This window comes from Curtobacterium sp. BH-2-1-1 (assembly GCF_001806325.1).
Lineage (GTDB): Bacteria > Actinomycetota > Actinomycetes > Actinomycetales > Microbacteriaceae > Curtobacterium.
Map to the genome: position 1 here is coordinate 1583995 of NZ_CP017580.1, position 25029 is coordinate 1609023.

The following is a 25029-nucleotide window of genomic DNA, read 5'->3' on the forward strand; positions in this document are numbered from 1 at the left end:
GACCGATCCGTGGGTGCCGCGTCCGCGATCAGCGGGACGACGAGCGGGTCGAGCCCGCGCTCGCGGGCGGCCGCGGCGATCCGGTCACCCCACGCCCCGCCGCGCGGGACCAGGACGACCGGCTGTCGTGCCGCGTCCGCGGTGCTGACGTCGGGGTGCGTGGCGACCGCCTACTCCGCCGAGGTCGCGAGGTCCGCCAGGTCGGCGGCACCGTTCTCGAGCAGTTCGGCGGCGACCCGGCCACCGAGCTCGAGCGCCTCGGTCAGGCGGTCCTGTGCGGAGCCGTCGAGCACGGCGGCGTGTGATGCGGTGCGGTACTCGGAGCCGTCCGGCCGGTAGACCGTCGCGGAGACGAGGAGCATCTCGGCGTCGACGATCGCGGTGGCGCCGATCGGAGCGGAGCACCCGGCCTCGAGCTTCGCGAGGACCTCGCGCTCGGCGGACACGGTCAGTCGGGTCGACGCGTGCTCGATCTTCCGCAGGGCCGCGAGGAGGTTCCGGTCCGTCTCGTCAGCGCGGGTCTCGATCGCGAGCGCTCCCTGCCCTGGGGCACTCGGCCAGAAGCCGAGGTCGAGCAGCTCGGTCGCCGCGTCGAGCCGGTCGATGCGCGTCAGGCCGGCGGCGGCGAGGACCACCGCGTCGAGGTCGTCATCGACGCGTCCGAGGCGGGTGTCGATGTTGCCGCGGATGTCCACCACGTCGAGGTCGGGACGCTTGGCCTTGAGCTGCGCGACGCGGCGGGGCGAACCCGTCCCGACCTTCGCGCCCTCGGGCAGGGTCTCGATGGTCGCAGCGTTCCGGGCGACCAGGACGTCTCGGGCGTCGGCACGCTTCGGCACCGCGGCGATCGTCAGCCCCGGGTACGGCGCGGTCGGGAGGTCCTTGAGGGAGTGCACGAGGACGTCGACCTCGCCCGCGACGAGTGCTTCGCGGAGCGCGCTGGCGAACACGCCCGTGCCGCCGAGGCTCGCGAGCGAGGCGCGGTTCGTGTCGCCCTCGCTCGTGACCGTGACGAGCTCGACCGGTCGACCGGACGCCGTCGCCAAGCGGTCGGCGACGTCCTGCGACTGGGCGACCGCGAGCCGGCTGGCACGGGTGCCGAGCCGGATCGGGGTCGGGCCGTCGGGGCTGCCGGTCGGCGCGGACGCGTCGGTCACGGGGCGAGTCCGGCCGCGGCGGGCTTGAACCCGGCGCGCACGTTCTCGCAGCACCCCGGACGGCAGACGTCGTACCAGGGACCGAGGTCGGTCAGGTGCGGGCGCTCGCTCGTCGGGGTGCCGTTGACACGCTCGAGGACGAGGTCCACCAGACCGGAGACGTAGGCCGGGTCGACACCCGGGGTCTGCGTCCGCACCGACCAGAAGCCGAGCTCCTGAGCGGTCTCGGTGGCCTCTTCGTCGAGGTCCCACATGACCTCCATGTGGTCGCTCACGAAGCCGAGCGGGACGATGAGCACGGCACGGGTCGGGCCACCCTTGAGCTCCTCGTTCATGTAGTCGTTGATGTCGGGCTCGAGCCACGGCTGCGTCGGGGGGCCCGAGCGCGACTGGTAGACGAGCTTCCACGGCGGCGTGCTGGTGCCGCGGAGCGACGCGTGCTCGGGCTGCTCGAGCAGCTCCGCCCACGCCTGGTCGAGGACGACCTGCGCGACGGCGAGGTGCTGGGCCTCGTACGCGCCGTGCTCGTCGAAGCCCCGGTAGTCCGGGCCGGACTTGGCGGCGTCGGTCGACGGGATCGAGTGCGTCGAGAACAGCACGTGCAGCTCGGTCGCGACGTCGAGGCCGTCGTTCTCGGCGATCGCACGCGCCATGCCGTCACGGACGCCGTCGACGAACGGGCGGACGAAGCCCGGGTGGTCGAAGAACTGCCGGACCTTGTCGATCTGGATGGTGTCGATCAGACCGGTCTCGGACAGCACGCGGGCGTAGTCCTCGCGGTACTGGCGGCAGCTCGAGAACGACGAGTAGGCGCTCGTGGCGATCGCGATGAGCTTGTTGTAGCCCTTGTCGGCCGCCTCGGTGAAGGCCTCTTCGAGGTAGGGCTCCCAGTTGCGGTTGCCCCAGAGGACCGGCATGTCGATGCCGCGCGAAGCCAGCTCGGCCTCGAGCGCGGCCTTGAGCGCACGGTTCTGCGCGTTGATCGGGCTGACGCCACCGAAGTGCCGGTAGTGGTGGGCGACCTCTTCGAGGCGTTCGTCCGGGATGCCGCGGCCCCGGGTGACGTTGCGCAGGAACGGGATGACGTCGTCCTGGCCCTCGGGTCCGCCGAAGCCGGCGAGCAGGATCGCGTCGTACGCGACCGGGACCTCGACGTGCTCGGGACCGTCGGCGGCCGCGGGGGTCGCAGCGAGGACGGCCTGACCGTTCGTGATCATGCTGGTGTCGGTCACGAGAGCACCTCCGGCAGCTCGGTGGTCGTCACGCGACGACCGGTGAAGAAGGGCACCTCTTCCCGCACGTGCATGCGGGCTTCGGTGTAGCGCAGGTCGCGCATGAGGTCGACGAGGTCGACGAGGTCCGGGCTCTCGAGCGGCAGGATCCACTCGTAGTCGCTCAGCGCGAAGGTGGCGATCGTGTTCGTCAGCACGCGGCGGTACTTCGCGCCGGCGATGCCGTGGTCGCGGAGCATCTTCGAGCGCTCCTCTTCCGGCAGGAGGTACCACTCGTAGGACCGGACGAACGGGTAGACCGTGATCCAGGCCTCTGGCTCCTTGCCGCGCAGGAAGGCGGGCGTGTGCCGCTTGTTGAACTCGGCTTCGCGGTGCATCGCCATGGCGTGCCACACCGGCTCGGCGTCCTGGAAGAGCGCGGTGCGGCGGATCTGGCGGAGCACCGCCTGGATCGCCTGCGCGTCGTCGCCGTGCAGCCAGACCATCACGTCGGCGTCGGCGCGGAAGCCGGACACGTCGTAGAAGCCGCGGATCGTCACGCCGCGCTCGGCAGCGGCGGCGATGACGGCATCGAGCTCGGCCACCGCATCGTCGCCGACCGTGTGGATCGGCCCGAGCGGACGGCGGAAGACGGCCCACAGCGCGTAGGCCGTCAGCATGTTGGGGTCGATGCCGTCGGGGGAGGTCTCGTGTGCGTCGTGCGTGGGCACGGTGGAACTCATGTGTCCATTGTCCTATCGGTCACAAAGGTGACGCCGCTCCCCTTTCGACGGCGAGCGCTACCGCCGTCGGAGCACCGCTACGACGATACCCCCGACCACTGCCACGCCCGCTGCGAGCCCGGCCAGGTACGGCACCGGCTTCTCGTCGATGCCGCGCTTGACCTTCGACGCGGCGATGCCGATCTGCTTCGGGACGTTGAGCTTGTCCTCGATCGCGTCGAGGGTGTCGAACAGCTGGGCGCGGGTCGACGCGACGCGGTCGGCCAGGTCGTCGTGCTGATCGGTCACGTGAGTCCTCCGGGGTGTGGGGTGGTGGACGGGGCGGTCGTCGCTAGAAGCGGCCGCCGACGTCGGGCTTGCGGGTGCCGTACTGGGTCGGCGGGGTCGGCTTCTTGCCGAGGCCCTTCACCGCGTTGACGTCGTTCTTCACGCTGTCGATGGTGCGCTTCGGCGTGATCGGGAGCCCCTTCTTCAGGCGCTTCCAGCCGAGCAGGCCGAGGATGCCGGCGACGATGAGCATCACGACGGCGATCACGAGCGCTGCGAGCCACGCGGGCATCACGGTCGCGAGCCCCATGACGGCGGCGGTCAGCAGCACGCCGATCGCGTAGAGGACGATGACGAGCGCGCCCACGAGCAGACCCGCGGCGAGGCCGAAGATCTTCGCCTTCGTCAGCATCTCGGCCTTGAGCAGGTTCAACTCACCCGTCACCAGCTCCTTGACGAGCTTGGGGACGTCGCCGACCAGGCCGAACAGCGAACGCGGCTTGCGGTCGCGGTTGTCTGTCATGAGGCCTGGCTGTCCTTCTTCTGCCCGACCTTGCGGACGACCTTCTTCGTCTGCTCACCGACGAACTCGGCGACGTCGGGGGTCTTGTCGGCGATGAATTCCTCGGCGACGTGGACGCCCTTCTGGACGCCGTTGCTGTTCCAGATCTTGCCGCTGACGGTCTTGATCTGCTCGTACCGCGCCCGTCCGGCTCGCGATCCCAGGACGTACCCGAGAGCGGCGCCGGCGACGAACAGGAGCTTGCCTCGCATGTGCGATTCCTCCGTTGGGTCAGTGTGCGTGGTCATGCGCCGAACGGAATACGTCCGGCGTTCCTGCAACAGTAGCCCTCTCCCAGTGTGCGGTCCGCTCAGGAATCCAGGATCTGCTCAGCGGCGCTCCGTGCCGCCGCGACGATGCCGGCCAGCCCCCGGCCCGTCGACGCCTCGCCGATCCCGACGACCCCGTCGGCGAGCCCCGCGGCGGTCGTGTCCGGACCGTGCCACCGGACACGTGCGGCACCGACCACGGCGGACGGCGCGATCGGCACGCCGAGCAGGGCAGAGGCGTCCTGGGCGGCGCGGGTCCCGATCGCGTCGTACGGGTCGACCGGGAGGCTCCTCCCGGTCTCGACCGCGTCGGCCGCGGCTCCAGGGGTGGTCGCCGCGACCCCCGTATCCGTCGTCGCGTAGCTCAGCCGCAGGACGTGCCGGCCCCCGGCCGCCTCGGCCAGCCACGGCCACTTCACCGTCGCGTGCGTGATCGCCTTCGCCCGGACCCCGGGTGCGTCCGGGTGCACGAGCATCCCGGTCCCCCGCGGCGCCGCGTCGAGTTCGTGCTGGTCGACCACGAGTGTCACGAGCTCGATGCCCGTGCGCACGGGTCCGGCCGTGCGGGCGGGGTCCGCCGTCGACGCGAGGACGTTCTCGGCCACCAGTCGCTCGGTCTCGCCGTCGTCGGTGCGGACCTCGACGGCGTGCTCCTCGATCGCGGTGGCCCGGGTGTGCAGGCGGACGTCGACGCGGTAGGTCTCCATGTCGGCCGCGAGCTCGTCGACGAGCCGTACGGTGCCGCCGCGGATGCCCTGCACGGCGGACCCGGCCGTCGCACGGGCCCGGAGTGCGAGGACCGCGCGGGCGAGGGACCCCTCGCGCAGCAGCGCCGCCCGGAGCCCGGGAGCCACCCGGTCCGGGTCGAGGTCGTCCGGGTGCGTCGAGTGCACGCCGGCGACGATCGGCGCCACCAGGTCGTCGAGGACCTGCTCGCCCATGCGCTTCCGGACCAGCTCGCCGAGCGACGGCGCCTTCGACCCGACCAGGGACGGCAGCAGGGAGTCCATCTGCGCCCGGAGCGCCGCCTTCTGCCCGACCACCGCGAGGACGTCGGCCGCCATCGGGCTCCCCGGGATCCCGAGCAGTCCGGTCTGCGGGATCGGGGACGTCCGGCCGTCGCGGGTCATCAGCCACGCACCGCGCGGGTCCGGCGTGGTGACCTCGTTGCCGAGGCCGAGTTCGATCGCCAGCCGGCCGACGGCGTCGTTGCGGGTCGCGAACGAGTCCGCCGCCATGTCGAGGTCGAGTCCCGCGACGGTGTGCCGACGGACCATGCCGCCGAGCACACCGGAGCCCTCGACGAGGACGACGTGCGCGCCGCCCTTCGCCAGGTCCCGCGCCGCGACGAGTCCGGCGACCCCGCCGCCGACCACGACGACGTCGGTCACGCCCGCGCTCCGGTCGCCGCGGCCGTCCCGTCCCCGAGCTCGTGGACGAGGGACACGATGCGGGTGAGCACGGTCGGGTCGGTCTCCGGCGGCACACCGTGCCCGAGGTTGACGACGTGCGCCCGGGCCGCACCACCGCGGCGGACGACGTCGCGCACGTGGGCCTCGAGCACCTCCCACGGGGCGGAGAGCATCGCCGGGTCGATGTTGCCCTGCACGGTGACCCCGGTGCCGACCCGGCGCACGGCCTCGTCGAGCGGCAGCCGCCAGTCGACGCCGACCGCGTCGACGCCGACCCGGTCCGTGCCGAAGGTCGTCATGTCGCGCAGGACTTCGCCGCTGCCGACGCCGAAGTGGATGCGCGGGACGCCGAGGTCGGCGACGTGGGCCAGGGCGTCGGCCGAGTGCGGTGCGACGCGGGTGACGTAGTCCTCGCGGGAGAGCGACCCCACCCACGAGTCGAACAGCTGTGCGGCGGAGGCCCCGGCGAGCACCTGGGCCCGGAGGAACGCCCCCGACACCCCGGCGGCCCAGGCGAGCAGGCGCGACCAGGTCTCCGGGTCCGAGTGCATGAGCGTCCGGGCGCGGATGTGGTCCTTCGACGGTCCGCCCTCGACCAGGTAGGCCGCGAGCGTGAAGGGCGCTCCGGCGAACCCGATGAGCGGGGTGTCGCCGAGCTGCTCGACCGTGCGCGCCACGGCGTCGGTGATCGGGGCGAGGGCAGTCGCGTCGAGCTGGCCCAGCGCGTCGACGTCGGCCGGGGTGCGGATCGGGGACGCCAGCACCGGCCCGCGCCCGGGGACGATCTCGACGTCGACGCCCGCGAGCTTGATCGGCACGACGATGTCGCTGAAGAAGATGCCGGCGTCGACCCCGTGCCGACGGACCGGCTGCAGCGTGATCTCCGACGCCATCGCCGGGTCGAGGCAGGCGTCGAGCATGGCCGTGCCGACGCGCAGTTCGCGGTACTCCGGGAGGGACCGGCCGGCCTGACGCATGAACCACACCGGCAGGGTCTCCGGCCGGTCACCGCGGAGCGCCCGGACGAGGGGCGAGCCCGACGTCCGCCCGGAGACGAGCGGGTGCGAGGCGGGGAGGGCGGTCGTGGATGCGTCGGTCACCGCACGATTCTCCCATCGGCGAACGGAACGTATCCCGAGCACGCACGACGGGAACGGGAGCCGGGCGCAACGCGAGTTACCATGGAAGACGTGCTCATCTGTCTCACGGCGTCGCATCGCAACGCCAGCTTCGATCTCCTGGAGCGACTGAGCATCGGCGCACCGACCGCCGCGAGCCGTCTCGTGACGGACTCCGACGTGCTGGACGGGGCCGTCGTCCTCGCCACGTGCAACCGCTTCGAGGCCTACCTCGACATCGCCGGCGACGACCGCGACTCCGCCGTCTCGGCCACCGTCGACGCCGTCGCCACCGCGAGCGACCTCGACCCAGCCGAGGTCCTGCGGTCCGTCAACGTGCTCGGCGGCAAGGACGTCGTGCAGCACCTCTTCGCCGTCTCGAGCGGCCTCGAGTCCGTCGTCGTCGGCGAGACCGAGATCTCCGGGCAGGTCCGCCGCTCGCTCGAGGACGCCCGCTCGAACGGCACCACCACCTCGGACCTCGAGCGGCTCTTCCAGGAAGCCGCGCACACCTCCCGCGGCGTCAAGACCCGCACCCGCATCGGCGCCGCCGGCCGGTCGCTCGTGCGGCTCGGCCTCGAGCTCGCGTCCTCCCGCGTGACCGACTGGAGCCGGACCCGGGTGCTCCTGATCGGCACCGGCAGCTACGCCGCGACGACCATCGCCGCCCTGCGCGACCGCGGCGCCGACACCATCCAGGTCTTCTCCCCCTCCGGCCGGGCGCCGTGGTTCGCCGCGAAGCACGACCTCGTCGCCGCGCACGACCTCCGCCAGGCCATCGGTTCGAGCGACGTCGTGATCACCTGCACCTCGAGCGAGGTCCCGGTCGTCGAACCGGCCGACCTCGACGACGGCGTCCGGCGCATCGTCATCGACCTCGGGCTCCCCCGCAACGTGGACCCCGACGCGGCCGACGTCGACGGCGTCGAACTGCTCGACCTCGAGACCATCAGCATCCACGCCCCGATCGCCGAGCTGAACGCCGAGTCCGAGGCCCGCGCGATGGTCGAGGACGCCGTGTCCCGCTTCCGCGCCCAGGCCCTCGAGCAGTCGACGACGCCCGCGCTCGTGGCATTCCGCAAGCACGTCTTCGACATCCTCGACGACGAGATCGACCGCGCGAAGCGTCGGGCGGACGGCGACGACGCCTCGGCCGAGCAGACCGAGCGCGCCCTGCGGCACCTCGTCGGCGTCCTGCTCCACCGTCCCTCGGTGCGCGCTCGCGAACTCGGTCGCGCCGGTCGCGGCGAGGAGTTCGTCGGGGCGCTCGACGCCCTCTTCGGTGTCCGTCCCGAGCCCGAGGCGGAGCTGCCGTCGCCGGTGGTGCCGCTCGCGGAGCGCACCGCGCCCGAGCGGATCGACCGCGACCGCACCGACGAGGCGGACGCGAGCTGAGCCTCCAGGGCCACCCCGCGACCCTGCGTGTCAGTGCGCTGCTGCTGGTGCGCGACCGCCGCGTGCTCATGGTGCGGGCGCGGATGCGCGATGTCCTGTACCTGCCCGGGGGCAAGGCGGAGCCGCACGAGAGCGACGTCGAGGCCGTCGTCCGCGAAGCCTTCGAGGAGACCGGCCTGCGGCTGACCGCCGACGACGTCGAGCCGTTCGGCACCGTCACCGAGCCGGCGCACGGGCAGGCCCCGGGGACGATGGTCGCGATGGCGCTGTTCCTGGTCCGTCCAGGAGGCGCGCTCGACTCCGCCACGCCGGTCGCCTCGGCAGAGGTGGACGAGGTCGAGTGGGTCACCTCCGCGGATGCGGACCGGTGCCCGCCGGCGGGCGTGGAGACGCTCCGCCGCCTCGTGGCGGCGGAGCTGATCGACTAGGTCAGACCTGGTCGCGGTCGGTGTAGTGCCCCACCTCGCCGTCCGGGGTGGGCGCGGCCTCGCCGGGGATGTCCGACTCGACGTACTCGCCCTCGCCGTCGCCGCCCTCGGGACGGGTCTCGCCGGGGATGTCGCTCGAGACGAACTCGCCTGCGGGCTCGTTCGACGCCACGGGGGGCTCGCCCGGGATCTCGCTGTCCGTGAAGGACCCGGCACGGGGCTCGACGCCGTCCGACCGGCCCTCGTCGCCGCGTGCCTGTTCGTGCTTGCCTGCCATGTCGACCTCCGTTGCTCGTGCGCTGGCGCGTGCCCTGGAGTGTCCTCGGGGCGGCTGGGCGCCACCCGAGTCGTGTACCCCGGGGCGGTGGTTGCGTTGGCTCATGCAACGTCGCGCTGGTTCCCCACTGCTCGTCGCCGTCGGCATCGTCGCCGTCGGTCTGCTCGCCGGCTGCTCGTCGGGCGGCACCACGACCCCGTCGGCCACGACGACGGAGACCGTCACGGCGACACCGACACCGACATCGACACCGACGCCTTCGTCCGCGTCGTCCGGCTCGGCGTCGTCGCCGAGCACGTCGGGCGGATCGTCCGGTGGTTCCTCGGGTGGTTCCTCGGGTGGTTCCTCGGGCGCTGGGTCCTCGGCGTGCGCGACGTCCTCGCTCGCCGGGAGCATCGAGGCCGGCAGCGGCGGCGCTGCCGGGAGCACGTACGTCCACCTCGTCCTGCGGAACACCGGGTCGTCGACCTGCACGCTGCAGGGCTGGCCGGGGGTGTCCTTCGTCGGCGACACGAACGGCACGCAGATCGGCAACGCGGCGACGCTCGACCGGGCGGTGCCCCACCCGACCGTCACGCTGGCGTCCGGGCAGGAGGCCGTGGCACCGCTCAAGGTCACGAACTCGGAGAACTACCCGGAGTCGACGTGCGACCCCACCTCGCCCGACGGCTTCCGGGTGTACCCGCCCGGGTCGAAGGAGTCCCTGTTCGTCCCGTACACCGCGTTCGCCGCGTGCCGGTCGGAGGACGTGACGGAGCTCGACGTGCAGGCCTTCGTCCCCGCGGGGCAGGCCGCCGACTGACGTCTGCCACGATGGGACCGTGGTGGTGATCGCGGAGGAACGACCGGGCGGGGACGAACTCCTGGCGCTGTACCGCGACGTCGGGTGGACGGCGTACACGCGGGACCCCGAGACCCTCGTCGCCGCGGTCCTCGGGTCCCACCTCGTGCTGACCGCCCGGGACACGACGGGCTCGCTCGTCGGGATGGTCCGGACCGTGTCCGACGGCGTGACGATCGTGTACGTGCAGGACGTCCTCGTCGCACCCGAGCACCACCGGGCCGGCATCGGCGGAGCCCTGCTCGACGGCGTCCTCGAGCGGTACGCACACGTGCGGCAGACAGTGCTGACGACCGATGCCGAACCGGGGCAGCGGGCGTTCTACGAGTCGCGGGGCTTCGTCGAGGTGCACGACGTCGTGCCGACTCCGCTCCGCTCGTTCGTCCTGCTCCGCTGACCGGAGTCGCTCACGGGGAACACCATCGTGCCCTCGTCGAAGGAGATCAGGTACTTGGTCACGAGCGTGAGGGTACGCTCAGCGGGCCGCGGGCTCGTGCACGGTCTCGAGCACCTCGGTGCCCATCGTCCGCAGGGCGTCGATGACCGCCAGCCGCCGCTGCAGCGAGTCGTCGTCGAACGTCATCGTGACGGCGTAGCTCACCGACGACCCGGGCCCGCGCAGGATCCCGGCCTCGGCCCGCACGCCCGTGCTCGACCCGGTCGCCGAGACGACCTGCAACCCGTGGTCCAGTGCCCGGTGCGCGAGCGGGTCCAGCCCGAACGACCCCGCGACGAGGCTGAGGTCGGACGCGAGGGACAGCCATCCGAGCACCCGGTTCGACACGGCCTCGTCGACGACCTCGCCGAGTGCCAGGCCCCGCATGAGCCAGGCGAGCTCGCCCGTCGGCGCGACCGAGGCGTCCGGAGCGTCGTCCGGCCCGCGACGGTCCCGCACCCGGTCGATGAGGGCGGTCCGTTCGATCCCGAGCGACTCGGCGCGCTCGCGGACGGCGTCGATCCCGACGGTCGAGAGCAGCGCGTTCATCGCCCAGGCGTCCGCACCGGCACCGACGAGGGTCGCCAGGTCGGACACCTGCATGGTCGGCTCCTGCAGGAACTGCCAGAGCCCGGCACCGGTCGCGGTGTCGCGCGCCATGCGCTGCAGCCGGTCGCCGTGCAGCCCGCCGTCCTCGAGTCGTGCCGCGACCTCGACGAGGAGCAGCACGCGGCCGAGGCTCGCCACCGGTTGGACGAGCGTGTCGTCCACGGCTAGCAGGGCCTTGCCCGTCGAGGTGTCGATCACCGAGGCACTGACGGACGCGCCGTCCCGGGCGACGGCGCCGAGCGCCTGCAGCGTCGCCGCGAACCGGTCGTCGGCACCACCGCGGTGCCGCCCGCGCGCACGTCCGTCGGCCCCGCCGGCATGCTGCCGTCGCCGCGACCGGCGAGCCGCTCCGGGCTCCGACGACGGAGCCGCGTCCGGCTCGGCCATCACCAGATCGAGACGCGCTCGGCCGGGTCGAGGTACATCGCGTCCCGCTCGGTCACGCCGAAGGTGTCGTAGTAGACGTCGATGTTGCGGACCACCTGGTTGCAGCGGAACTCGGTCGGCGAGTGCGGGTCGATGCTCAGGAGACGGGCGGCTTCCTCCGGACGGATCGCCATCCGCCAGGCCTGCGCCCAGCTGAGGAAGAAGCGCTCGGCACCGGTGAGGCCGTCGACCACCGGCGGCTCCTGCCCGTCGAGGGACAGCAGGTACGCCTTCCACGCGATCGACAGCCCGCCGAGGTCGCCGATGTTCTCGCCGATCGTCAGGGCGCCGTTGACGTGGCCGTCCGGGACCTCGGTCGGGACGAGCGCGTCGTACTGCGCGATGAGCGCCTTGGTGCGCTCCTCGAACGCGGTGCGGTCCGCCTCGGTCCACCAGTTCTCGAGTCGGCCGTCGCCGTCGTACTGGGAGCCCTGGTCGTCGAAGCCGTGCCCGATCTCGTGCCCGATGACGGCACCGATCGCGCCGTAGTTCGCGGCGGCGTCACGCCCGGCCTCGAAGAACGGGAACTGCAGGATCGCCGCCGGGAACACGATCTCGTTGAACCCGGGGTTGTAGTACGCGTTGATCGTCTGCGGGGTCATGAACCACTCGTCGCGGTCGATCGGCTTGCCGATCTTGCCGAGCTCGCGGTCGACCTGGAAGCTCGCGACGGCACGGACGTTGCCGATGAGGTCGTCGGCGGACACCGGCAGCGCGGAGTAGTCCCGCCACTTGACCGGGTACCCGATCTTCGGCGTGAACTTGTCGAGCTTGTCGAGGGCCCGAGCACGCGTCTCGTCGGTCATCCAGTCGAGGGCGGTGATGCTCTGCCGGTAGGCCTCGACCAGGTTCGCGACGAGGTCGTCCATCGTCGCCTTCGAGGTCTCGTCGAAGTGCTCCTGCACGTAGATGCGGCCGACCGCCTCGCCCATGGCCCCCTCGACCAGCGAGACCCCGCGCTTCCAGCGCTCGCGCTGCTTGGGCGCACCGGTGAGCGCGGTGCCGTAGAACGAGAAGTTCGTCGCCGAGAAGGCGCTCGTCAGGTAGGCCGCGGAGGCGCGGATCACCTGCCAGCGCAGCCAATCCTTCCAGACGTCCAACGGCTGGTCGCGGAGCAGCTCCGCCAGACCGGTCACGAACGACGGTTCGCGGACGACGACGGTCTCGAAGGCGCCGGCCGGTGCGTCGATCGCTTCCCACCAGAGGCGGAGGTCGATGCCGTCGGCGAGCGCCGCGACCTCGGCCCACGGCAGCTTGTTGTAGGTCTTCTGGCTGTCGCGGGTGGTGACGTTGTCCCAGTGCTTCGACGCCAGTGCGGTCTCGAGTGCGATGACGTGCTCGGTGCGGTCGCCGCCGTCCTCGAAGCCGGCGAGCGGGAACATCGCGGCGACGAACTCGCGGTACTTCGTGCGGATGTCGGAGAAGCGGTCCTCGCGGTAGTACGACTCGTCGGGCAGCCCGAGGCCGGACTGCTCGAGGAAGACCACGTAGGACTCCGGGTCGCCCGGGTCGTTGTCGACGAAGAGCTGCAGGAAGCTCGGCAGGCCGAGGCGCTCGAAGCGTCCGACCATGCGGATGACGTCGTCGACCGAGTCGACGGCGGCGATCTCGGCGAGCAGGGGCTCGATCGGCGCGGTGCCCAGGGCCTCGAGCCGGTCCTCGTCGGTGAAGGAGGTGAAGAGGTCGCCGACCTTGCGGTCCTCGGTGCCGGGCGCGGCCTGCTGGGAGCGCTCGATGATGTCCCGCACGGCGATCTCGGCGGCCTCGGCCAACACCGTGAACGAGCCGTACCGTGCCTTGTCGTCGGGGATCGGCGTCGATGCGATCCACGAGCCGTTCACGTGGCGGTACAGGTCGTCCTGCGGGCGGACCGTGGCGTCCAGCTCGTCTGTGTGGATCCCGGAGGTGCTTGCGACGTCGGTCATGCGGTCAACGATAGCCACCGTCGCCCTGATCGAGCGGTGTCAGCCACGGTGGGCACCCCGGCGCCCGAGTGCCCGCGCTCCCGCGAGCCCGCCGAGCCCCGCTGCGAGGAGCACCCCGGCGACGCCGAGCGGCACCGAGGGGTCCTCACCCGTGTACGCGAGCCGCCCGCTGGGCACGGCGGTGATCCGGCCCGCAGTGGCCTGCGGGGCGGCCCGGTGGTTGCCGGTGGAGACGCCGGGACCCGCGCCGGGACCGTGACCGTGCTCGGGTGCGGGGCGGACCGGGAGCTTCGGCAGCAGGAGTCGGAGCGCACCCTGCTCGACCCCCTGCACCCGCTGCCGGGCGACCACGACGTCCCCGGGCAGCGTCGCCCGCGGGACGACGAGTTCCCAGCCGCGACCGATCGCGGCGGTGATCGGTCGGCCGTCGGCGCCGTCCACCGGCGTCCCGCTCGCGGTCTCGAGCGCCACCACGCCGCCGGGCTCGCCGGTGCCGGAGAGTCGCACGGAGCCGTCGGCGAGCTCCTCGACCGAGCCGGTGATCGCGATCGGCACGGTGACGAGGGCGTTCGTCGTCCCGATCGGTGTCCCGTCGTCGAACGTCGTGACCGTGATCCGGTGGAACCTGATGGTCTCGGGGAAGGGCAGCTGCGCGCGCCAGGTGGTGTCGGTCGAGGTGGTGGCGACGACCGGTTCGCCGTCGGCACCGAGGACCGGCCCGGACGCGTCCGCGAACCGGAGCGTCGTGCCGACCGGCGCCCGTCCGGCGAGGGTGGTGCGCCGGGTCTCGCGGGAGGCCGAGGCGGTGCCGACCTCGGCCGCTCCGGAGAGCTCGTACGAGTCTCGGCCGATGCCGTTGACCGTGCCGTCGAACACGCGCTCCACCACGATGTCGTGTCGGCCGGGGGCGCGGTCGCGCAGGACCGCGCGCCAGGGCGCACCGGCTTCGGCGACGACGTCCGCGACGGGTTCGCCGTCGTCGGTGACGACGTAGCGTGCCGGACGGCTCACCCCGCTGCCCTCGAGCGTGATGGTGCGGGTGAACGGATCGATCGTCGGGACCCACGTCGGCGGGAGCAGCCCGAGCACCTCGACGGGCAGGTCGACCGTCTCGCCGGTCACCTGCGACGTCACGTGCAGCACGCGGGGCCCGGGGCCGACCCGGAGTCCGGCGCTCCACACGCCGTCGCGGACCTCGGTCCAGACGGTGTCGGCGCCGTCGACCGCGATCGCGACGCTGCCGCCCGTGGGTCCGGTCCCGGTCATCTCGACGCGCCCGGTGGCGTGCTCGATCGAGCGGACCTGCGCGGTGAAGTCCGCCGCGGGGGTCGTCCGCTCGTGGGCCGGCGCGGCGACGGCACCGCTCAGGCCGACGACGGGCGAGAACGCCACGGCGAGCGCGGCGCACCAGGCGGCGATCCGCCGGTGCGGGGTGGATCGGACGGACTTCGACATGGGCAGCGCTCCTCGTGTGGTACGTCACACACCATATACGGAGCGGCGGACATCCTCGGCGGGATCGTCACGAGCGGTGGACTGCCGCTAGCGTCGACCCCATGGGACTTCCGTGGAAGCTGCACGGGGACGGCGCGACCGTCTCCGCGACGACGATCGTCGCGCCGGACGAGCGCCTCACCTGGGGCCGGACGATCGGCCTCGGCGTGCAGCACGTCGTGGCGATGTTCGGCGCGACCTTCCTCGTGCCGCTGCTCACCGGCTTCCCGCCGGCGACGACGCTGCTCTTCAGCGGCATCGGCACGATCCTGTTCCTGCTCATCACCGGCAACCGGCTGCCGAGCTACCTCGGGTCGTCCTTCGCGTTCATCGCCCCGATCGCCGCCGCGACGAAGATCGGCGGCATCCCGCTGGCGCTGTCGGGGATCATCGTCGTCGGGGTGCTCCTCGCGGCCGTCGGTGCCGTGGTGCACCTGGCCGGCGCCGGGTGGATCGACCGCCTCATGCCGCCGGTGGTCTCCGGCGCGATCGTGGCCCTCATCGGCTTCAACCTCGCCCCGGCCGCCCGCGACAACTTCACGAAGGCCCCGGTCGTCGCGGTGATCACCCTCGCCGCGATCATCCTCGTGACCGTGCTCTTCAAGGGGCTCATCGGACGCCTGTCGATCGTCATCGGCGTGGTCGTCGGGTACGTGGCGGCACTGATCGCCGGCGAGGTCTCGTTCGACGCCGTCGGCAAGGCCGCCTGGATCGGTCTGCCCGAGTTCACCGCGCCCGCGTTCGACCCGTCGCAGCTCGCGATCTACCTGGCATTCGTGCCGGTCGTCCTCGCGCTCATCGCCGAGAACGTCGGCCACGTGAAGGGCGTCGGACAGCTCACCGGTCGTGACCTCACCCCGCTCACCGGGCGAGCACTCTTCGCCGACGGCATCTCCACCGTCCTCGCGGGCGTCGGCGGCGGCTCGGCGACGACCACCTACGGCGAGAACATCGGCGTGATGGCCGCCACCCGGGTCTTCTCGACCGCGGCGTACTGGGTGGCCGCGATCGTGGCCGTCCTGCTCGGCCTCTCCCCGAAGGTGGGCGCCGTCATCTCGTCCGTCCCGCCGGGGGTCCTCGGCGGAGCGACCACCGCGCTCTACGGGCTCATCGGCGTCATCGGCATCCGGATCTGGGTCGAGAACCGTGTCGACTTCGCGAAGCCGAAGAACCAGCTGACCGCGGGCATCGCACTCATCATCGGCATCGCCGACTTCACGTTCTCGTTCGGTCAGGCGAGCTTCGGCGGGATCATCCTCGGCACGGTCGCGGCGATCGTGGTCTACCACGTGATGGACCTCGTGGGCCGTGCCCGCGGGACCGACGAGGCGACGCCCGAGGTTCCGGACGCGGCCCACGCCGCCACCGGCGGGGTCCCCGCCGAACCGCGCGCCGACTGACGCGAGCACCCGCCGGACGGGAGGCGCGGGTCGGCGCCGACCCGCGCCTCCCGTCCCGTCCGGGCCTCACGCCAACGCGACCAGGCCGATCACGAGCTGCAGGACGGCGAGAACCACCAGCACCGCGACGAGCGACAGCGAGCCCCACCGGGCGATCCACGCCCGCATCGCGGCGAGCGCGCGACGCGCGTGCTCGCCGAGCGTCACCGCCAGCAGGATCGGCACGAGCGCGGTCGACGCCGACACGAGCACGAACAGCACACCGGCGACGACGGTCTCCACTGCCGTCGGGTCGGCGTCCCCGAACGCGAGTCCGGCCGCGAAGGCCAGGACGAAGAGCTTCGGGCTGAGGAACAAGAGCCCTCCGAGTGCGAAGGCGCGCACCGGGCCGACCGACTCCATCCGCTCCGACCACCGAGAACTCGCGAACGCACCGTCGGGAAGACGGCGACGGACCCACTGCACCACGGCGAGGGCGAACAACAGCACCGACGCCGACAGCGCCACGACCGCCTGCACCGGAGCACCGTCCGCGGACGGTGGCGGCAAGCGCTCCCCGAGCAGCACGGCGACGACGAGGGCGACGACGATCGCGGTGCTCCATCCGAGCGCGCACGCCACCGCGGACCGGTAGCCGCGGCGCTGTCCGAGCAGGAAGACGACCGAGGCGACGGTCAGCGGGCTCGCCGCGATCCCGAGCGCTCCCGGAACGAGCGCGGATGTGTCCACGACCGGAGCGTATCCCCGGCAGAATGTCCCGGTGCGTCCTTCCCCCGAGACCAGGACCGTCGACCGCGACATCGTCCGCCTCGCGGTGCCGGCGCTCGGTGCGCTCGTCGTCGAGCCGCTGTTCCTGCTGACCGACACCGCGCTCGTCGGGCACCTCGGTGCGACGGCCCTCGCTGCCGTCGGCCTCGCCGGCGCCGTCCTGCAGACCGTCACGGGGCTGCTCGTGTTCCTCGCGTACTCGACGACCCCGGCCGTGGCCCGCGCGCTCGGCGGCGGCGACCGACGCGGGGCCGTGCACGCCGGCATCGACGGGATGTGGCTCGCGCTCGTGCTGGGCGTGGTCCTCGCGCTCGTGGGATGGCCGCTCGCCGGACCGCTGGTCGACCTGTTCGGTGCGTCGGCCGACGTGTCGGCGGCGGCGACCGCCTACCTGACGGTGTCGCTCGTCGGGCTGCCCGGGATCCTGGTCGTCACGGCCTCGACCGGGCTGCTCCGTGGGCTGCAGGACACGAGGACACCGCTCGTCGTCGCCACCGTCGGGTTCGTCGCGAACGGGCTGCTCAACGCCGTCCTCATCTACGGCGCCGGCTGGGGCGTCGAGGGGTCGGCCGCCGGCACCGTCATCGTGCAGTGGGCGATGGCGATCGTCTACGTCCGGATCGCGGTCCGTGCGGCGCGTGCGTCGGGGGCTCCACTGCGCCCGGGTGCCTCGGGCGTCGCGCGGGCGCTCCGGTCCGGTGCCTGGCTGTTCCTGCGGACGGCCTCGCTGCGTGTGGCGATGCTCGCGACGGTCGGCGCCGCCGCGGGGCTCGGGACGACCGGGCTCGCGACCACCCAGGTCGGGTTGACCGTGTTCTCCACCCTGGCGTTCGCGCTCGACGCCCTGGCGATCGCCGGGCAGGCGCTCGTCGGACACGGGCTCGGGGCGCGGGACCCGGCGCGGGTGCGGCTGGTGACGCGGCGTCTCGTCCTGCTCGGGATCGCCGGCGGTGTGCTGCTCGGGGTGCTGACCCTCGCCGTGAGCGGGGTGCTCGGGCCGGTGTTCTCCGACTCGTCCGCCGTGCGTGGCGCGCTGCCCGTCGTCCTCGTCCTCATCGCTGTGGGGATGCCGGTCGCGGGCTACGTGTTCGTGCTCGACGGCGTGCTGATCGGCGCCGGGGACGCGCGGTACCTGGCGATCGCGGGTGGGGTGAACCTCGTCGTGTACCTGCCCCTGCTCTGGTGGGCGGGTGGGACCCTCGCGGGGCTGTGGGCCGCGTTCGCGCTCGGGTACATCGGGGTGCGGGCGGTGACGCTCGGGGTGCGGGTGCACCGGCGCGGGTGGGTCGAACAGGCGTTGGCGCGGTGAGCGTGCGTCCGGCTCCCGCTCCTGCCGCGGCCTCGTCCGTCGCGTCGTCGGCCCTGCTCGCCACCGTCGGCATCGGGGTGCAGGGCGTCGCGAAGCTGCTCGTGACCGTCGTCGTCGGCCGGGTGTTCGGCACCGAGACCCTCGGGCAGACCACCGCGCTCCTGTCGCTCTCCGTCTTCGTCGCCCTGCTCTGGCCGAACGCCGCCGGCAACACGGCCTCGCGGTACCTGGCGATCGCGCTGCGCGGACGACGCTCCGACGCCGCGGTGAACCGGCTGCTCGGGCTGTCGATGCTCGTCTCGACCCTGGTGCTCGCCGCCGTCACCGTGCCGATCGCCCTCGCGTGGGGCAACGGCCCGGGCACGGTGCTCGGTGGCGTCGCGGTCGTCGTCGGGTACGGGCTGTACTGCTACGCCCGCGGAGCGCAGCTCGGCTACGGCCGTGCTCCGAAGGTCGCGCTGTGGGACGGCGTGACGAGCGTGCTCGCGCTCGGGCTGCTCGTGCTCGCCTGCGTCGCCCGGCTCGAGCCGTTCGTGCTGCTGCCGCTCGCGATCGGGTACACCGTCTTCGCCGTCGCCTGCTGGCCGCGGGGCAACGGGTTCGGGCCTGCTGCTCGCGAACCCGTCGGCGGGCTGCTCGGGTTCGCGGGGTGGAACGTGCTCGCGGTGGTGACCTCGAACGGGCTGCTCCAGCTGACGATGATCTCGGCGCAGGTCACCGTCTCCGCCCACGACGCCGGCGTCTACGCGGCCGCGTTCACCCTGGCGACCCCGGCCTCCATGCTCGGGCAGGCGCTGGGGCAGGTGCTCGTGCCGGCGTTCGCCCACCGGACGGACGGAGGGTCGCTCCGGTCCCGCGGGGCCGTCCTGTTGGTGGTCGGCTTCGCTGCCGGCACCGCCGTGGTGTTCGGCCTCGTGTCGCTGCTCGCCGGGTGGTTCCTGCCGATCGTCTACCCGGCCGAGGGCGCTGCGGCCGTGGCCGACCTGCGGTACCTGATGGTCGGGGTGTGGGTGTTCACCGTCGGGCTCGTGCCGGCGGCGTTGTTGCTCGCGGCGGGGCGGTCGCGGCAGGTGGCGTTGGCGTCGGTGGCCGGGTTCGTCGTCGGGGCGGTGCTCATGGCCGTGCTCGGGCCGGTCGCGGGGGTGGCCGGGGGGACGACGGGGTTCCTCGTGGGGAGCGCGGTGAACCTCGTGGCGGTGGTGGGGCTCGGGGTGCGCCGGGGGAGCCCGTAACCTGCCGTCGGCGGCTCGTACCGTGGGCCGATGGACCTCGATCGAATCTGGCCGCTGTTCGGATTGCGGCTCACCACTCCGCGGCTGGAGCTCCGGCCGCTGCGCGATGACGACCTCCCGGGCCTCGTCGAAGCAGCCCTGTCCGGCGTGCACGATCCCGCTCGCATGCCGTTCGGTGTCCCGTGGACGGACGCTGAACCGGATGCCCTGGCTCGTTCACTGGCGCAGTACCACTGGAAGCTCCGGTCGGGGGTGACCAGCACCGCGTGGGGCGTGAGCTTCACGGTGCTCCACGACGGCACACCCATCGGCGTGCAGGAGCTCCACGGCCGACGCTTCGCGGCGCGGAAGACCGTCGAGAGCGGTTCTTGGCTCGCGCGGGCTCATCAGGGCCTCGGATTCGGCACGGAGATGCGGGCGGCGCTCCTCCTGTTCGCGTTCGACCATCTCGGTGCCGAATGGGCGGAGTCGAGCGCGGCGGCGTGGAACCACCCGTCGCTGCAGGTCTCGGAGAAGCTCGGCTACCTGATGAACGGTGTGACTCGTGCGCAGACCCGCGACGACGAAGTCGTGGACGAAGTCCGGGTCCGGCTGAAGCGGGACGACTTCGTCCGCCCGCACTGGACGCTGCGGACTACGGGGACCGAAGCCGCGATGGAACTGCTGCGGTAGCCGTCCGCTCGGACGACGGAGCCACGGCCTCCGAGCCGGAGGTCCACTCGCGGGCGAGTGCCGACATGATCACCTCGTCGTGGAAACGGCCGTCGTGGAAGGTGGCGTCGCGGCGCACTCCCTCCTCCTGGTAGCCGAGCTTGCCGTACACCCCTCGCGCCCGGTCGTTGAACGTGTGGACCCGGATCTCGATGCGGTTCAACCCCATCTCGCGGAACCCGTACGCCGTCAGGAGACGGACCGCGTCGGTCCCGTACCCGCGTCCGACGTGCTCACTGCCGATCATGACGGCCAACCTCGCGGCTCGGACCGGGAGCGTCGCGCCGAAGAGCGTCACGTGCCCGACGAGCTCGCCCGAGGTGCGGTCGACGACGCTGAACCCCACCTCTCCGCTGCCTTCGCTCTTGCTCCAGCCCCGGAACACTTCGACGACCGTCTCTTCCGGTCTCGGGCGAACGATGAGCTGCTGCAACACGGCCCACTCCGGCTCACGCCACCAGCGGACCAAGTCGGGGAGATCTGCGTCGTCGAGCGCGCGGAACCGGACCCGCTCCCCTTCGAGCAGCGTCTGTCCGTAGCGTTGTGCGTCGGCGGCCCCGGTCCACGTCATGCAGCGACTCTCTCACGAGCACCTCGCGATCCGGTCAGCTGTCGGGACGCTCGTCGTGTGGACGAGTGCCAGACGGTCGCTCGAAGGGATGGTCGGCACCCACCGAGCAGTCGCACCGTACGAACATCCGCTCGGCGGTCCGGGTCAGGACGAACACCTCCACGTGCTCGACCACGTCCTCTCCACGTCGATCCATGCGCCACGCTCCTGCCCTCGAACCGGCGTCACGGTGGCCTTCCCCACCCGAAGGGAAAGGCCACCGCTCCCGCACCGGCGCACTGCACCGGCGGGATCGACGGTAGGCAGCCCGGTCAGCCGACGCCATCCACCGGACGCGGTGTCACCGTCGATGAACGCGGAACCGCACACGAGCGACCGGATCCTGCCCGGTAGAGTCGCGCCATGACCGGGGCGCCAGCGGAGATGTTCGCATCGCACCCGGTCGCAGCCAGCACGACCGCGGACGAGGCCGCAGCGGTGCTCAGCGAGGTCTTCCTCCCGATGGACATCGCCCCCACGGACGGATCTCCCGACGTCCGCATGCACCTCAACGCGCTCACGCTCGGACGGATCACGTTCGGGTACATGCACTTCCGCGAGGCCGTCCAGATCCGCACGACGGAGCCGGTCGACTACCACCTCGACATCCCGGTGCGTTCGCGGATGACCGCGCGCGCAGCCGGGAGCGCACCGGTGCGCGGCACTGCACAGACCGCCGGGCTGTTCATGCCCGGCCGATCGGTCGATCTCGACTGCGGCGACTGGTTCGCGCAGGTCTCGGTCATGATCCCCCGCCGCGACCTGCAGACCGAGCTCGAGCTGTTGCTGGACGCGCCGGTGTCCGAACCCGTCGAGTTCGACGCTGCCTTCGACCTCGAGACCACGGGCGGACGAGCCGTGTCGCAGGCACTCCGACTCGTGGACGAGGGATCACGGCAAGCGCGAGGTCCACTCACGCATCCGCTCGCGGTCCGCAGCCTCGAGCAGGTGTTCCTCCACAGCCTGCTGCTCGGACAGCCGCACAACTACTCGGCAGCGCTCGACTCGCCGCGGGGTGGAGCCGGTTCGCGATCCGTGTCGCGAGCCGTCGAACTGCTCCGCGACGACCCGGCGCGGCCGTGGACGGTGGCTGTCCTCGCGTCCGCCGTGTTCACGAGCGTCCGGAGCCTCCAGGAGGGCTTCCGTCGGACCCTGGACACCACGCCGACGGCCTACCTCCGGCGCCTCCGGCTGGAGCGGGCACGCCAGGACCTCCTCGCCGTCGGACCAGAGCGCGTCTCCGTGACCGAGGTCGCGGCTCGCTGGGGGTTCCTGCACGTCAGCCGGTTCGCTGCGGCGTACGCCCAGCGGTTCGGCGAGTTGCCGTCGGAGACGCTGCGGCGCACACAGCGACGCTGAGTCACGGTGCCGACCGGCAGCTCGAATTCCGGGGCGCGAGCACGTGCCCGCGCTCCGACCTGCAACCGGCCTACGAGCCGGCGGTCTCGATCATCGCGAGCACGTGTGGGGCGCTCCAGCGCAGGAGCGCCTCGGACGGTGGGGCTTCGAGGTCCTCGCCCCAGATCGCGACGGCCGCCCCGGACATCGGACCCGCCAGACGTGCGCCCGAGTCCCCGTCCCAGGTCCGGAGCGACCAGTTCTCGCGGAGATCGGCGACGGTGTACTCGCTGTCGGCCGCATCGAGGTCCGTCGGCACCTCGTACAGGTAGTACGAGTCGTAGTTCAGCAGGTCGATCCCGGCGGCGTACAGGTCGTTCGCACCCGCCCGTCGCGCTCGGCGCTCGCGGCGTTCCGTCGCGTCCTCGGTGTCGCCGTCGAAGCTCCAGTAGGTGACGTGGATACGCGGATCCAGTCGCCCGATCGCAGCCCGGTCGATCCCGTCGTTCCACGCCCACACCGCACGGTTGCCGACGGCCGCCGCCATCGTGTTCAACCACTGGACGCGTTCGTCGGCGGTGACGTCATCGCCCCACTCGTCGCCGCCGATGTGGACGGTGCGGCTCGACGGGAAGGTCCGCGTGACCTCCTGCAGGAGTCGTTCGGCCAACGCGGAGCTCCCGGGCGCCGACGTGTCGAGTTCGCTCTCGCCCGTACGGATCCGGTCCACCCACTTCTTGCCGTGTCCGGCCTCGAGGAGGGCGAACGCCGCAGCCATGTGGCCGGGGGTGTCGATCTCGGGAACGATCGCGATGCCTCGTCGCGCGGCGTACCGGGAGATCTCCCGTGCCTGCGCCGCGCTGAGGAACGGCCGACCGGTGATCCGACTCGTGTAGACGCCGTCCCGGAGATCGGCGTTCGCGAGGGTCTGGCCGAGGACCTCGCTCTCGATGCCCACGTTCTGGTCGTCGGTGAGGTGGAGGTGCAGGAAGCGACCACCGTGATCGGCGAGGAGCGCGATGTACTGCTCGATCAGCGCCACCGGGTAGTAGGCACGAGCCACGTCGAGCATCACGCCGGTGTTGGGACGTGCCCGGGTCGCGCGGGCAGTGGTGACGCTCGTGGCCGAGGTGCCGCACTTCGACAGGGAGAACGCTCCCGTGCACGCGAGGACCGCGTACTTCCCGGCCGGCGCACGAGGAGGCGCGGTCTGCGTCGCGTGGATCGTCGCGCTCGCACCGGCAGCGAGTGACTGCACCGAGACGTGTCCGAGTGTGTACCGCTTGCTCCCGGCCGTCAGGGAGAGCCACGCGTCGGCTGCCGGCTTGCGCGCCACCGAGGTGTTCTTGACCGTCAGCGTCGTGCGCACCGTGGTGCGTGTCGACGTGGTGGTGCTGCTCGCGGTGACCTTGCTGACCACCAGCCGGGGAGCTCCGGACGTGACGGCCGCCCGGACTGCGGGTGCATCGGGTACGGCAGGCACAGCCGATCCGCCGAGCGCATCGCCGATCAGGACTGCCGCGCAGATCGCGACTGCCAGACCGACGACGAGGTTCCGCGCCACGGGCCGGGATCCGCGGTCGCGCATCCTGCGCGTCACCGTCCACCGGATCCGGTGGGACGCAGCCCGTCGACGACCAGGTCGAGCAGGTGCGGCACCCGATCCGCGGCCGACGCCCCGAGCCGCCAGAGGAACGCGACGAGCGCCAGGAGGTCCGCCGGCTCGACGTCAGGTCGGAGTACCCCGTCCCGAGCGCCGGCCTGCAGCAGCGCGCCGATCGCACTGCTGATCTCGTCGTACTGCTCGTCGTGCAGCTGCTGCCGGGTCGCAGCGTCGAGCACGTCCGCCAATGCGTGCTTCTGGTACCCGAAGGCGGCGAGCTCGTCGAGCCACGAGCGGAGCGCGCCGTCCTGCGACGGTCGGGCGGCCAGCTCCCGCGCCGAGGCGACCAGTCCCAGGAAGTCGGCGCGGTAGACCTCGGCGAGCAGCGCCTCCCGGGTGGGGAAGTGCCGGTAGAGCGTCCCCTGGCCGACCCCCGCGAGTCTGGCCAGCGACTGCATCGTCGTGGCGGCGTCGGAGCGCAGCGCGTCGCGCGCGACGTCGACGAGGCGAGCGCGGTTGCGCTCGGCGTCGGCGCGACGGGGCGATTGCGAAACGGACATGTGTCCGCTAGCCTCCTCGATGAATCGGACGGGTGTCCGTTTCAGACTACAGGAGGCATGCACATGGACGGCATCGCAGGGAAGGTCGTCGCGATCACGGGCGCGTCGAGCGGGATCGGCGAGGCGACGGCGCTGCACCTCGCGGCGCGCGGCGCGAAGGTCGTCCTGGCCGCGCGTCGCGCGGAGCGGCTGACGTCCGTCGTCGCGCAGATCACGGGCGCGGGTGGCGAAGCGATCGCGGTCGAGACCGACGTGCGCAGCCGGGAGGCGCTGCACGCGTTGGTCGCGTCGGCGCGGTCGCACTTCGGTCGCCTCGACGTGCTGCACCAGAACGCTGGCAGCATGGCCGTCTCGCCGTTCGACGCCCTCGACGTCGACGGCTGGCAGCAGATGGTCGACGTGAACCTGGTCGGCGTGCTCAACGGGATCGCTGCGGCCCTCCCGGTGTTCCGCGAGCAGGAGTCGGGGCACTTCGTGCACACGGCGTCGACCTCGGCGCACCGCATCGTCCCCGCACAGGGGGTCTACGCGGCGACGAAGACGGCGGTGCGGGTGCTCAGCGAGGCGCTTCGGCAGGAGGCAGGTCCGGGGCTGCGCGTGACCGTCGTCTCGCCGGGGTTCACCGCGACCGAGGGGGTCACCAAGACCGACGACCCCGAGCAGCGCGCGGCGCTCGAGGCTCGTCGTGACGCGATCGCGATGCCCGCCGACGCCGTCGCGGCCGCGGTGGCGTACGCGATCGCGCAGCCGGCCGGGGTGGACGTCGGCGAGGTCGTCGTCCGACCGACGGCGCAGGACTGACGCGTCCCCTCAGCGCCGCAGCACCGAAGTCGACGCCCCCGCCGATCGGACTGAGGACCACCCAGACCGACCCGGCAGCCGTCGCGACGAAGCCGATCCCGAGGACGACGAAACCAGTCATCACGAG

Annotated in this window: 26 protein-coding genes; 10 read left to right on the forward strand and 16 right to left on the reverse strand. The window is 72.3% G+C overall.

Annotated features, from left to right (window positions below):
- Window positions 1-170: 170 nt before the first annotated feature.
- From hemC to hemE, 8 genes are all read right to left on the reverse strand, one after another.
- Complete coding sequence (gene hemC / locus BJK06_RS07440; RefSeq protein ID WP_070417355.1) at window positions 171-1157, reverse strand: hydroxymethylbilane synthase; 987 nt, start codon at window positions 1155-1157, stop codon at window positions 171-173.
- Window positions 1154-2389, reverse strand: a complete 1236-nt coding sequence (locus tag BJK06_RS07445) for a ferrochelatase (RefSeq protein WP_374930692.1) — start codon at window positions 2387-2389, stop codon at window positions 1154-1156. The genes hemC and BJK06_RS07445 overlap by 4 nt, the downstream gene beginning before the upstream one ends.
- Window positions 2386-3111, reverse strand: coding sequence for a hydrogen peroxide-dependent heme synthase (gene hemQ / locus BJK06_RS07450; protein ID WP_070417356.1), 726 nt, complete (start codon window positions 3109-3111; stop codon window positions 2386-2388). The genes BJK06_RS07445 and hemQ overlap by 4 nt, the downstream gene beginning before the upstream one ends.
- Before the next feature lie 57 nt (window positions 3112-3168).
- Window positions 3169-3399, reverse strand: coding sequence for a DUF3618 domain-containing protein (locus tag BJK06_RS07455; protein ID WP_070417357.1), 231 nt, complete (start codon window positions 3397-3399; stop codon window positions 3169-3171).
- Window positions 3400-3442: 43 nt separating this feature from the next.
- The gene (locus BJK06_RS07460; RefSeq protein ID WP_070417358.1) at window positions 3443-3901 is read right to left on the reverse strand and encodes a phage holin family protein; all 459 of its coding nucleotides are present in this window, start codon (window positions 3899-3901) and stop codon (window positions 3443-3445) included.
- The gene (locus tag BJK06_RS07465) at window positions 3898-4152 is read right to left on the reverse strand and encodes a hypothetical protein (protein WP_070417359.1); all 255 of its coding nucleotides are present in this window, start codon (window positions 4150-4152) and stop codon (window positions 3898-3900) included. Before BJK06_RS07465 ends, BJK06_RS07460 begins: the two co-directional genes overlap by 4 nt.
- Window positions 4153-4250: 98 nt before the next feature.
- Entirely contained in the window at window positions 4251-5600 is a 1350-nt protein-coding gene (locus BJK06_RS07470) for an NAD(P)/FAD-dependent oxidoreductase (RefSeq protein WP_070417360.1), read from the reverse strand.
- Entirely contained in the window at window positions 5597-6607 is a 1011-nt protein-coding gene (hemE, locus tag BJK06_RS07475) for a uroporphyrinogen decarboxylase (protein WP_374930697.1), read from the reverse strand. Before hemE ends, BJK06_RS07470 begins: the two co-directional genes overlap by 4 nt.
- A gap of 204 nt (window positions 6608-6811) precedes the next feature.
- On the opposite strand from hemE, the gene BJK06_RS07480 reads away from it, so the two are divergent.
- Together BJK06_RS07480 and BJK06_RS07485 are read left to right on the forward strand one after the other, a co-directional pair.
- The gene (locus tag BJK06_RS07480) at window positions 6812-8134 is read left to right on the forward strand and encodes a glutamyl-tRNA reductase (RefSeq protein ID WP_070419305.1); all 1323 of its coding nucleotides are present in this window, start codon (window positions 6812-6814) and stop codon (window positions 8132-8134) included.
- 23 nt (window positions 8135-8157) lie between these two features.
- Complete coding sequence (locus tag BJK06_RS07485; protein ID WP_258027747.1) at window positions 8158-8562, forward strand: NUDIX domain-containing protein; 405 nt, start codon at window positions 8158-8160, stop codon at window positions 8560-8562.
- A 1-nt stretch (window position 8563) separates the two neighbouring features.
- Here BJK06_RS07485 and BJK06_RS07490 read toward each other — a convergent pair whose 3' ends face one another.
- Window positions 8564-8839 (reverse strand): hypothetical protein, encoded by a 276-nt coding sequence (locus BJK06_RS07490; protein ID WP_070417362.1) that lies wholly within the window; start codon window positions 8837-8839, stop codon window positions 8564-8566.
- A gap of 103 nt (window positions 8840-8942) precedes the next feature.
- Between BJK06_RS07490 and BJK06_RS07495 the strand changes: the two genes are divergently transcribed.
- Both BJK06_RS07495 and BJK06_RS07500 read left to right on the forward strand, forming a co-directional pair.
- Entirely contained in the window at window positions 8943-9641 is a 699-nt protein-coding gene (locus BJK06_RS07495; protein ID WP_070417363.1) for a DUF4232 domain-containing protein, read from the forward strand.
- Window positions 9642-9660: 19 nt separating this feature from the next.
- Window positions 9661-10077: a GNAT family N-acetyltransferase gene (locus BJK06_RS07500; RefSeq protein ID WP_070417364.1), complete on the forward strand. Its 417-nt coding sequence runs from the start codon at window positions 9661-9663 to the stop codon at window positions 10075-10077.
- Window positions 10078-10155: 78 nt separating this feature from the next.
- On the opposite strand, the gene BJK06_RS07505 is transcribed toward BJK06_RS07500, so the two are convergent.
- From BJK06_RS07505 to BJK06_RS07515, 3 genes are read right to left on the reverse strand one after another with little or no spacing between them, the layout of a single operon-like run.
- Window positions 10156-11112 carry a serine hydrolase gene (locus tag BJK06_RS07505; RefSeq protein WP_070417365.1) on the reverse strand — a complete coding sequence of 319 codons (957 nt, stop codon included), beginning with the start codon at window positions 11110-11112 and terminating at the stop codon, window positions 10156-10158.
- On the reverse strand, window positions 11112-13076 hold the full coding sequence (locus BJK06_RS07510) for a M13 family metallopeptidase (RefSeq protein WP_070417366.1): 1965 nt from the start codon (window positions 13074-13076) through the stop codon (window positions 11112-11114). Before BJK06_RS07510 ends, BJK06_RS07505 begins: the two co-directional genes overlap by 1 nt.
- A gap of 39 nt (window positions 13077-13115) precedes the next feature.
- Complete coding sequence (locus BJK06_RS07515; RefSeq protein WP_070417367.1) at window positions 13116-14531, reverse strand: hypothetical protein; 1416 nt, start codon at window positions 14529-14531, stop codon at window positions 13116-13118.
- 101 nt (window positions 14532-14632) lie between these two features.
- On the opposite strand from BJK06_RS07515, the gene BJK06_RS07520 reads away from it, so the two are divergent.
- Window positions 14633-15970 (forward strand): uracil-xanthine permease family protein, encoded by a 1338-nt coding sequence (locus BJK06_RS07520; protein ID WP_070417368.1) that lies wholly within the window; start codon window positions 14633-14635, stop codon window positions 15968-15970.
- A gap of 66 nt (window positions 15971-16036) precedes the next feature.
- Here the strand turns inward: BJK06_RS07520 and BJK06_RS07525 are convergent, their stop codons facing one another.
- Window positions 16037-16699 carry a GAP family protein gene (locus BJK06_RS07525; RefSeq protein ID WP_070417369.1) on the reverse strand — a complete coding sequence of 221 codons (663 nt, stop codon included), beginning with the start codon at window positions 16697-16699 and terminating at the stop codon, window positions 16037-16039.
- A gap of 31 nt (window positions 16700-16730) precedes the next feature.
- On the opposite strand from BJK06_RS07525, the gene BJK06_RS07530 reads away from it, so the two are divergent.
- From BJK06_RS07530 to BJK06_RS07540, 3 genes are read left to right on the forward strand one after another with little or no spacing between them, the layout of a single operon-like run.
- Window positions 16731-18047, forward strand: coding sequence for an MATE family efflux transporter (locus BJK06_RS07530; protein ID WP_070417370.1), 1317 nt, complete (start codon window positions 16731-16733; stop codon window positions 18045-18047).
- Window positions 18044-19279, forward strand: a complete 1236-nt coding sequence (locus tag BJK06_RS07535; protein ID WP_070417371.1) for a lipopolysaccharide biosynthesis protein — start codon at window positions 18044-18046, stop codon at window positions 19277-19279. The genes BJK06_RS07530 and BJK06_RS07535 overlap by 4 nt, the downstream gene beginning before the upstream one ends.
- A 30-nt stretch (window positions 19280-19309) precedes the next feature.
- A complete protein-coding gene (locus BJK06_RS07540) occupies window positions 19310-19951 on the forward strand; it encodes a GNAT family N-acetyltransferase (protein ID WP_070417372.1) in 642 nt (213 codons plus the stop codon).
- Here BJK06_RS07540 and BJK06_RS07545 read toward each other — a convergent pair.
- Complete coding sequence (locus BJK06_RS07545; protein ID WP_070417373.1) at window positions 19914-20561, reverse strand: GNAT family N-acetyltransferase; 648 nt, start codon at window positions 20559-20561, stop codon at window positions 19914-19916. The two genes, BJK06_RS07540 and BJK06_RS07545, sit on opposite strands and share 38 nt — an antisense overlap.
- A gap of 402 nt (window positions 20562-20963) precedes the next feature.
- Here BJK06_RS07545 and BJK06_RS07550 point away from each other — a divergent pair, with 402 nt between their 5' ends.
- Window positions 20964-21959 carry an AraC family transcriptional regulator gene (locus BJK06_RS07550; RefSeq protein WP_070417374.1) on the forward strand — a complete coding sequence of 332 codons (996 nt, stop codon included), beginning with the start codon at window positions 20964-20966 and terminating at the stop codon, window positions 21957-21959.
- 70 nt (window positions 21960-22029) lie between these two features.
- On the opposite strand, the gene BJK06_RS07555 is transcribed toward BJK06_RS07550, so the two are convergent.
- A complete protein-coding gene (locus BJK06_RS07555; protein WP_181015161.1) occupies window positions 22030-23358 on the reverse strand; it encodes a family 20 glycosylhydrolase in 1329 nt (442 codons plus the stop codon).
- Window positions 23359-23534: 176 nt separating this feature from the next.
- A complete protein-coding gene (locus BJK06_RS07560) occupies window positions 23535-24101 on the reverse strand; it encodes a TetR/AcrR family transcriptional regulator (protein WP_070417376.1) in 567 nt (188 codons plus the stop codon).
- A gap of 63 nt (window positions 24102-24164) precedes the next feature.
- Between BJK06_RS07560 and BJK06_RS07565 the strand changes: the two genes are divergently transcribed.
- Window positions 24165-24902 (forward strand): SDR family oxidoreductase, encoded by a 738-nt coding sequence (locus tag BJK06_RS07565; protein ID WP_070417377.1) that lies wholly within the window; start codon window positions 24165-24167, stop codon window positions 24900-24902.
- Window positions 24903-25029 lie beyond the last annotated feature (127 nt).

Bases quoted from the DNA above. Each gene is read 5' to 3' on its own strand.
- hemQ (WP_070417356.1), bottom strand. From the start codon at position 3,111: ATGAGTTCCACCGTGCCCACGCACGACGCACACGAGACCTCCCCCGAC.
- BJK06_RS07460 (WP_070417358.1), bottom strand. From the start codon at position 3,901: ATGACAGACAACCGCGACCGCAAGCCGCGTTCGCTGTTCGGCCTGGTC.
- BJK06_RS07465 (WP_070417359.1), bottom strand. From the start codon at position 4,152: ATGCGAGGCAAGCTCCTGTTCGTCGCCGGCGCCGCTCTCGGGTACGTC.
- BJK06_RS07490 (WP_070417362.1), bottom strand. From the start codon at position 8,839: ATGGCAGGCAAGCACGAACAGGCACGCGGCGACGAGGGCCGGTCGGAC.
- BJK06_RS07495 (WP_070417363.1), top strand. From the start codon at position 8,943: ATGCAACGTCGCGCTGGTTCCCCACTGCTCGTCGCCGTCGGCATCGTC.
- BJK06_RS07505 (WP_070417365.1), bottom strand. From the start codon at position 11,112: ATGGCCGAGCCGGACGCGGCTCCGTCGTCGGAGCCCGGAGCGGCTCGC.
- BJK06_RS07510 (WP_070417366.1), bottom strand. From the start codon at position 13,076: ATGACCGACGTCGCAAGCACCTCCGGGATCCACACAGACGAGCTGGAC.
- BJK06_RS07515 (WP_070417367.1), bottom strand. From the start codon at position 14,531: ATGTCGAAGTCCGTCCGATCCACCCCGCACCGGCGGATCGCCGCCTGG.
- BJK06_RS07520 (WP_070417368.1), top strand. From the start codon at position 14,633: ATGGGACTTCCGTGGAAGCTGCACGGGGACGGCGCGACCGTCTCCGCG.
- BJK06_RS07540 (WP_070417372.1), top strand. From the start codon at position 19,310: ATGGACCTCGATCGAATCTGGCCGCTGTTCGGATTGCGGCTCACCACT.
- BJK06_RS07545 (WP_070417373.1), bottom strand. From the start codon at position 20,561: ATGACGTGGACCGGGGCCGCCGACGCACAACGCTACGGACAGACGCTG.
- BJK06_RS07550 (WP_070417374.1), top strand. From the start codon at position 20,964: ATGACCGGGGCGCCAGCGGAGATGTTCGCATCGCACCCGGTCGCAGCC.
- BJK06_RS07560 (WP_070417376.1), bottom strand. From the start codon at position 24,101: ATGTCCGTTTCGCAATCGCCCCGTCGCGCCGACGCCGAGCGCAACCGC.
- BJK06_RS07565 (WP_070417377.1), top strand. From the start codon at position 24,165: ATGGACGGCATCGCAGGGAAGGTCGTCGCGATCACGGGCGCGTCGAGC.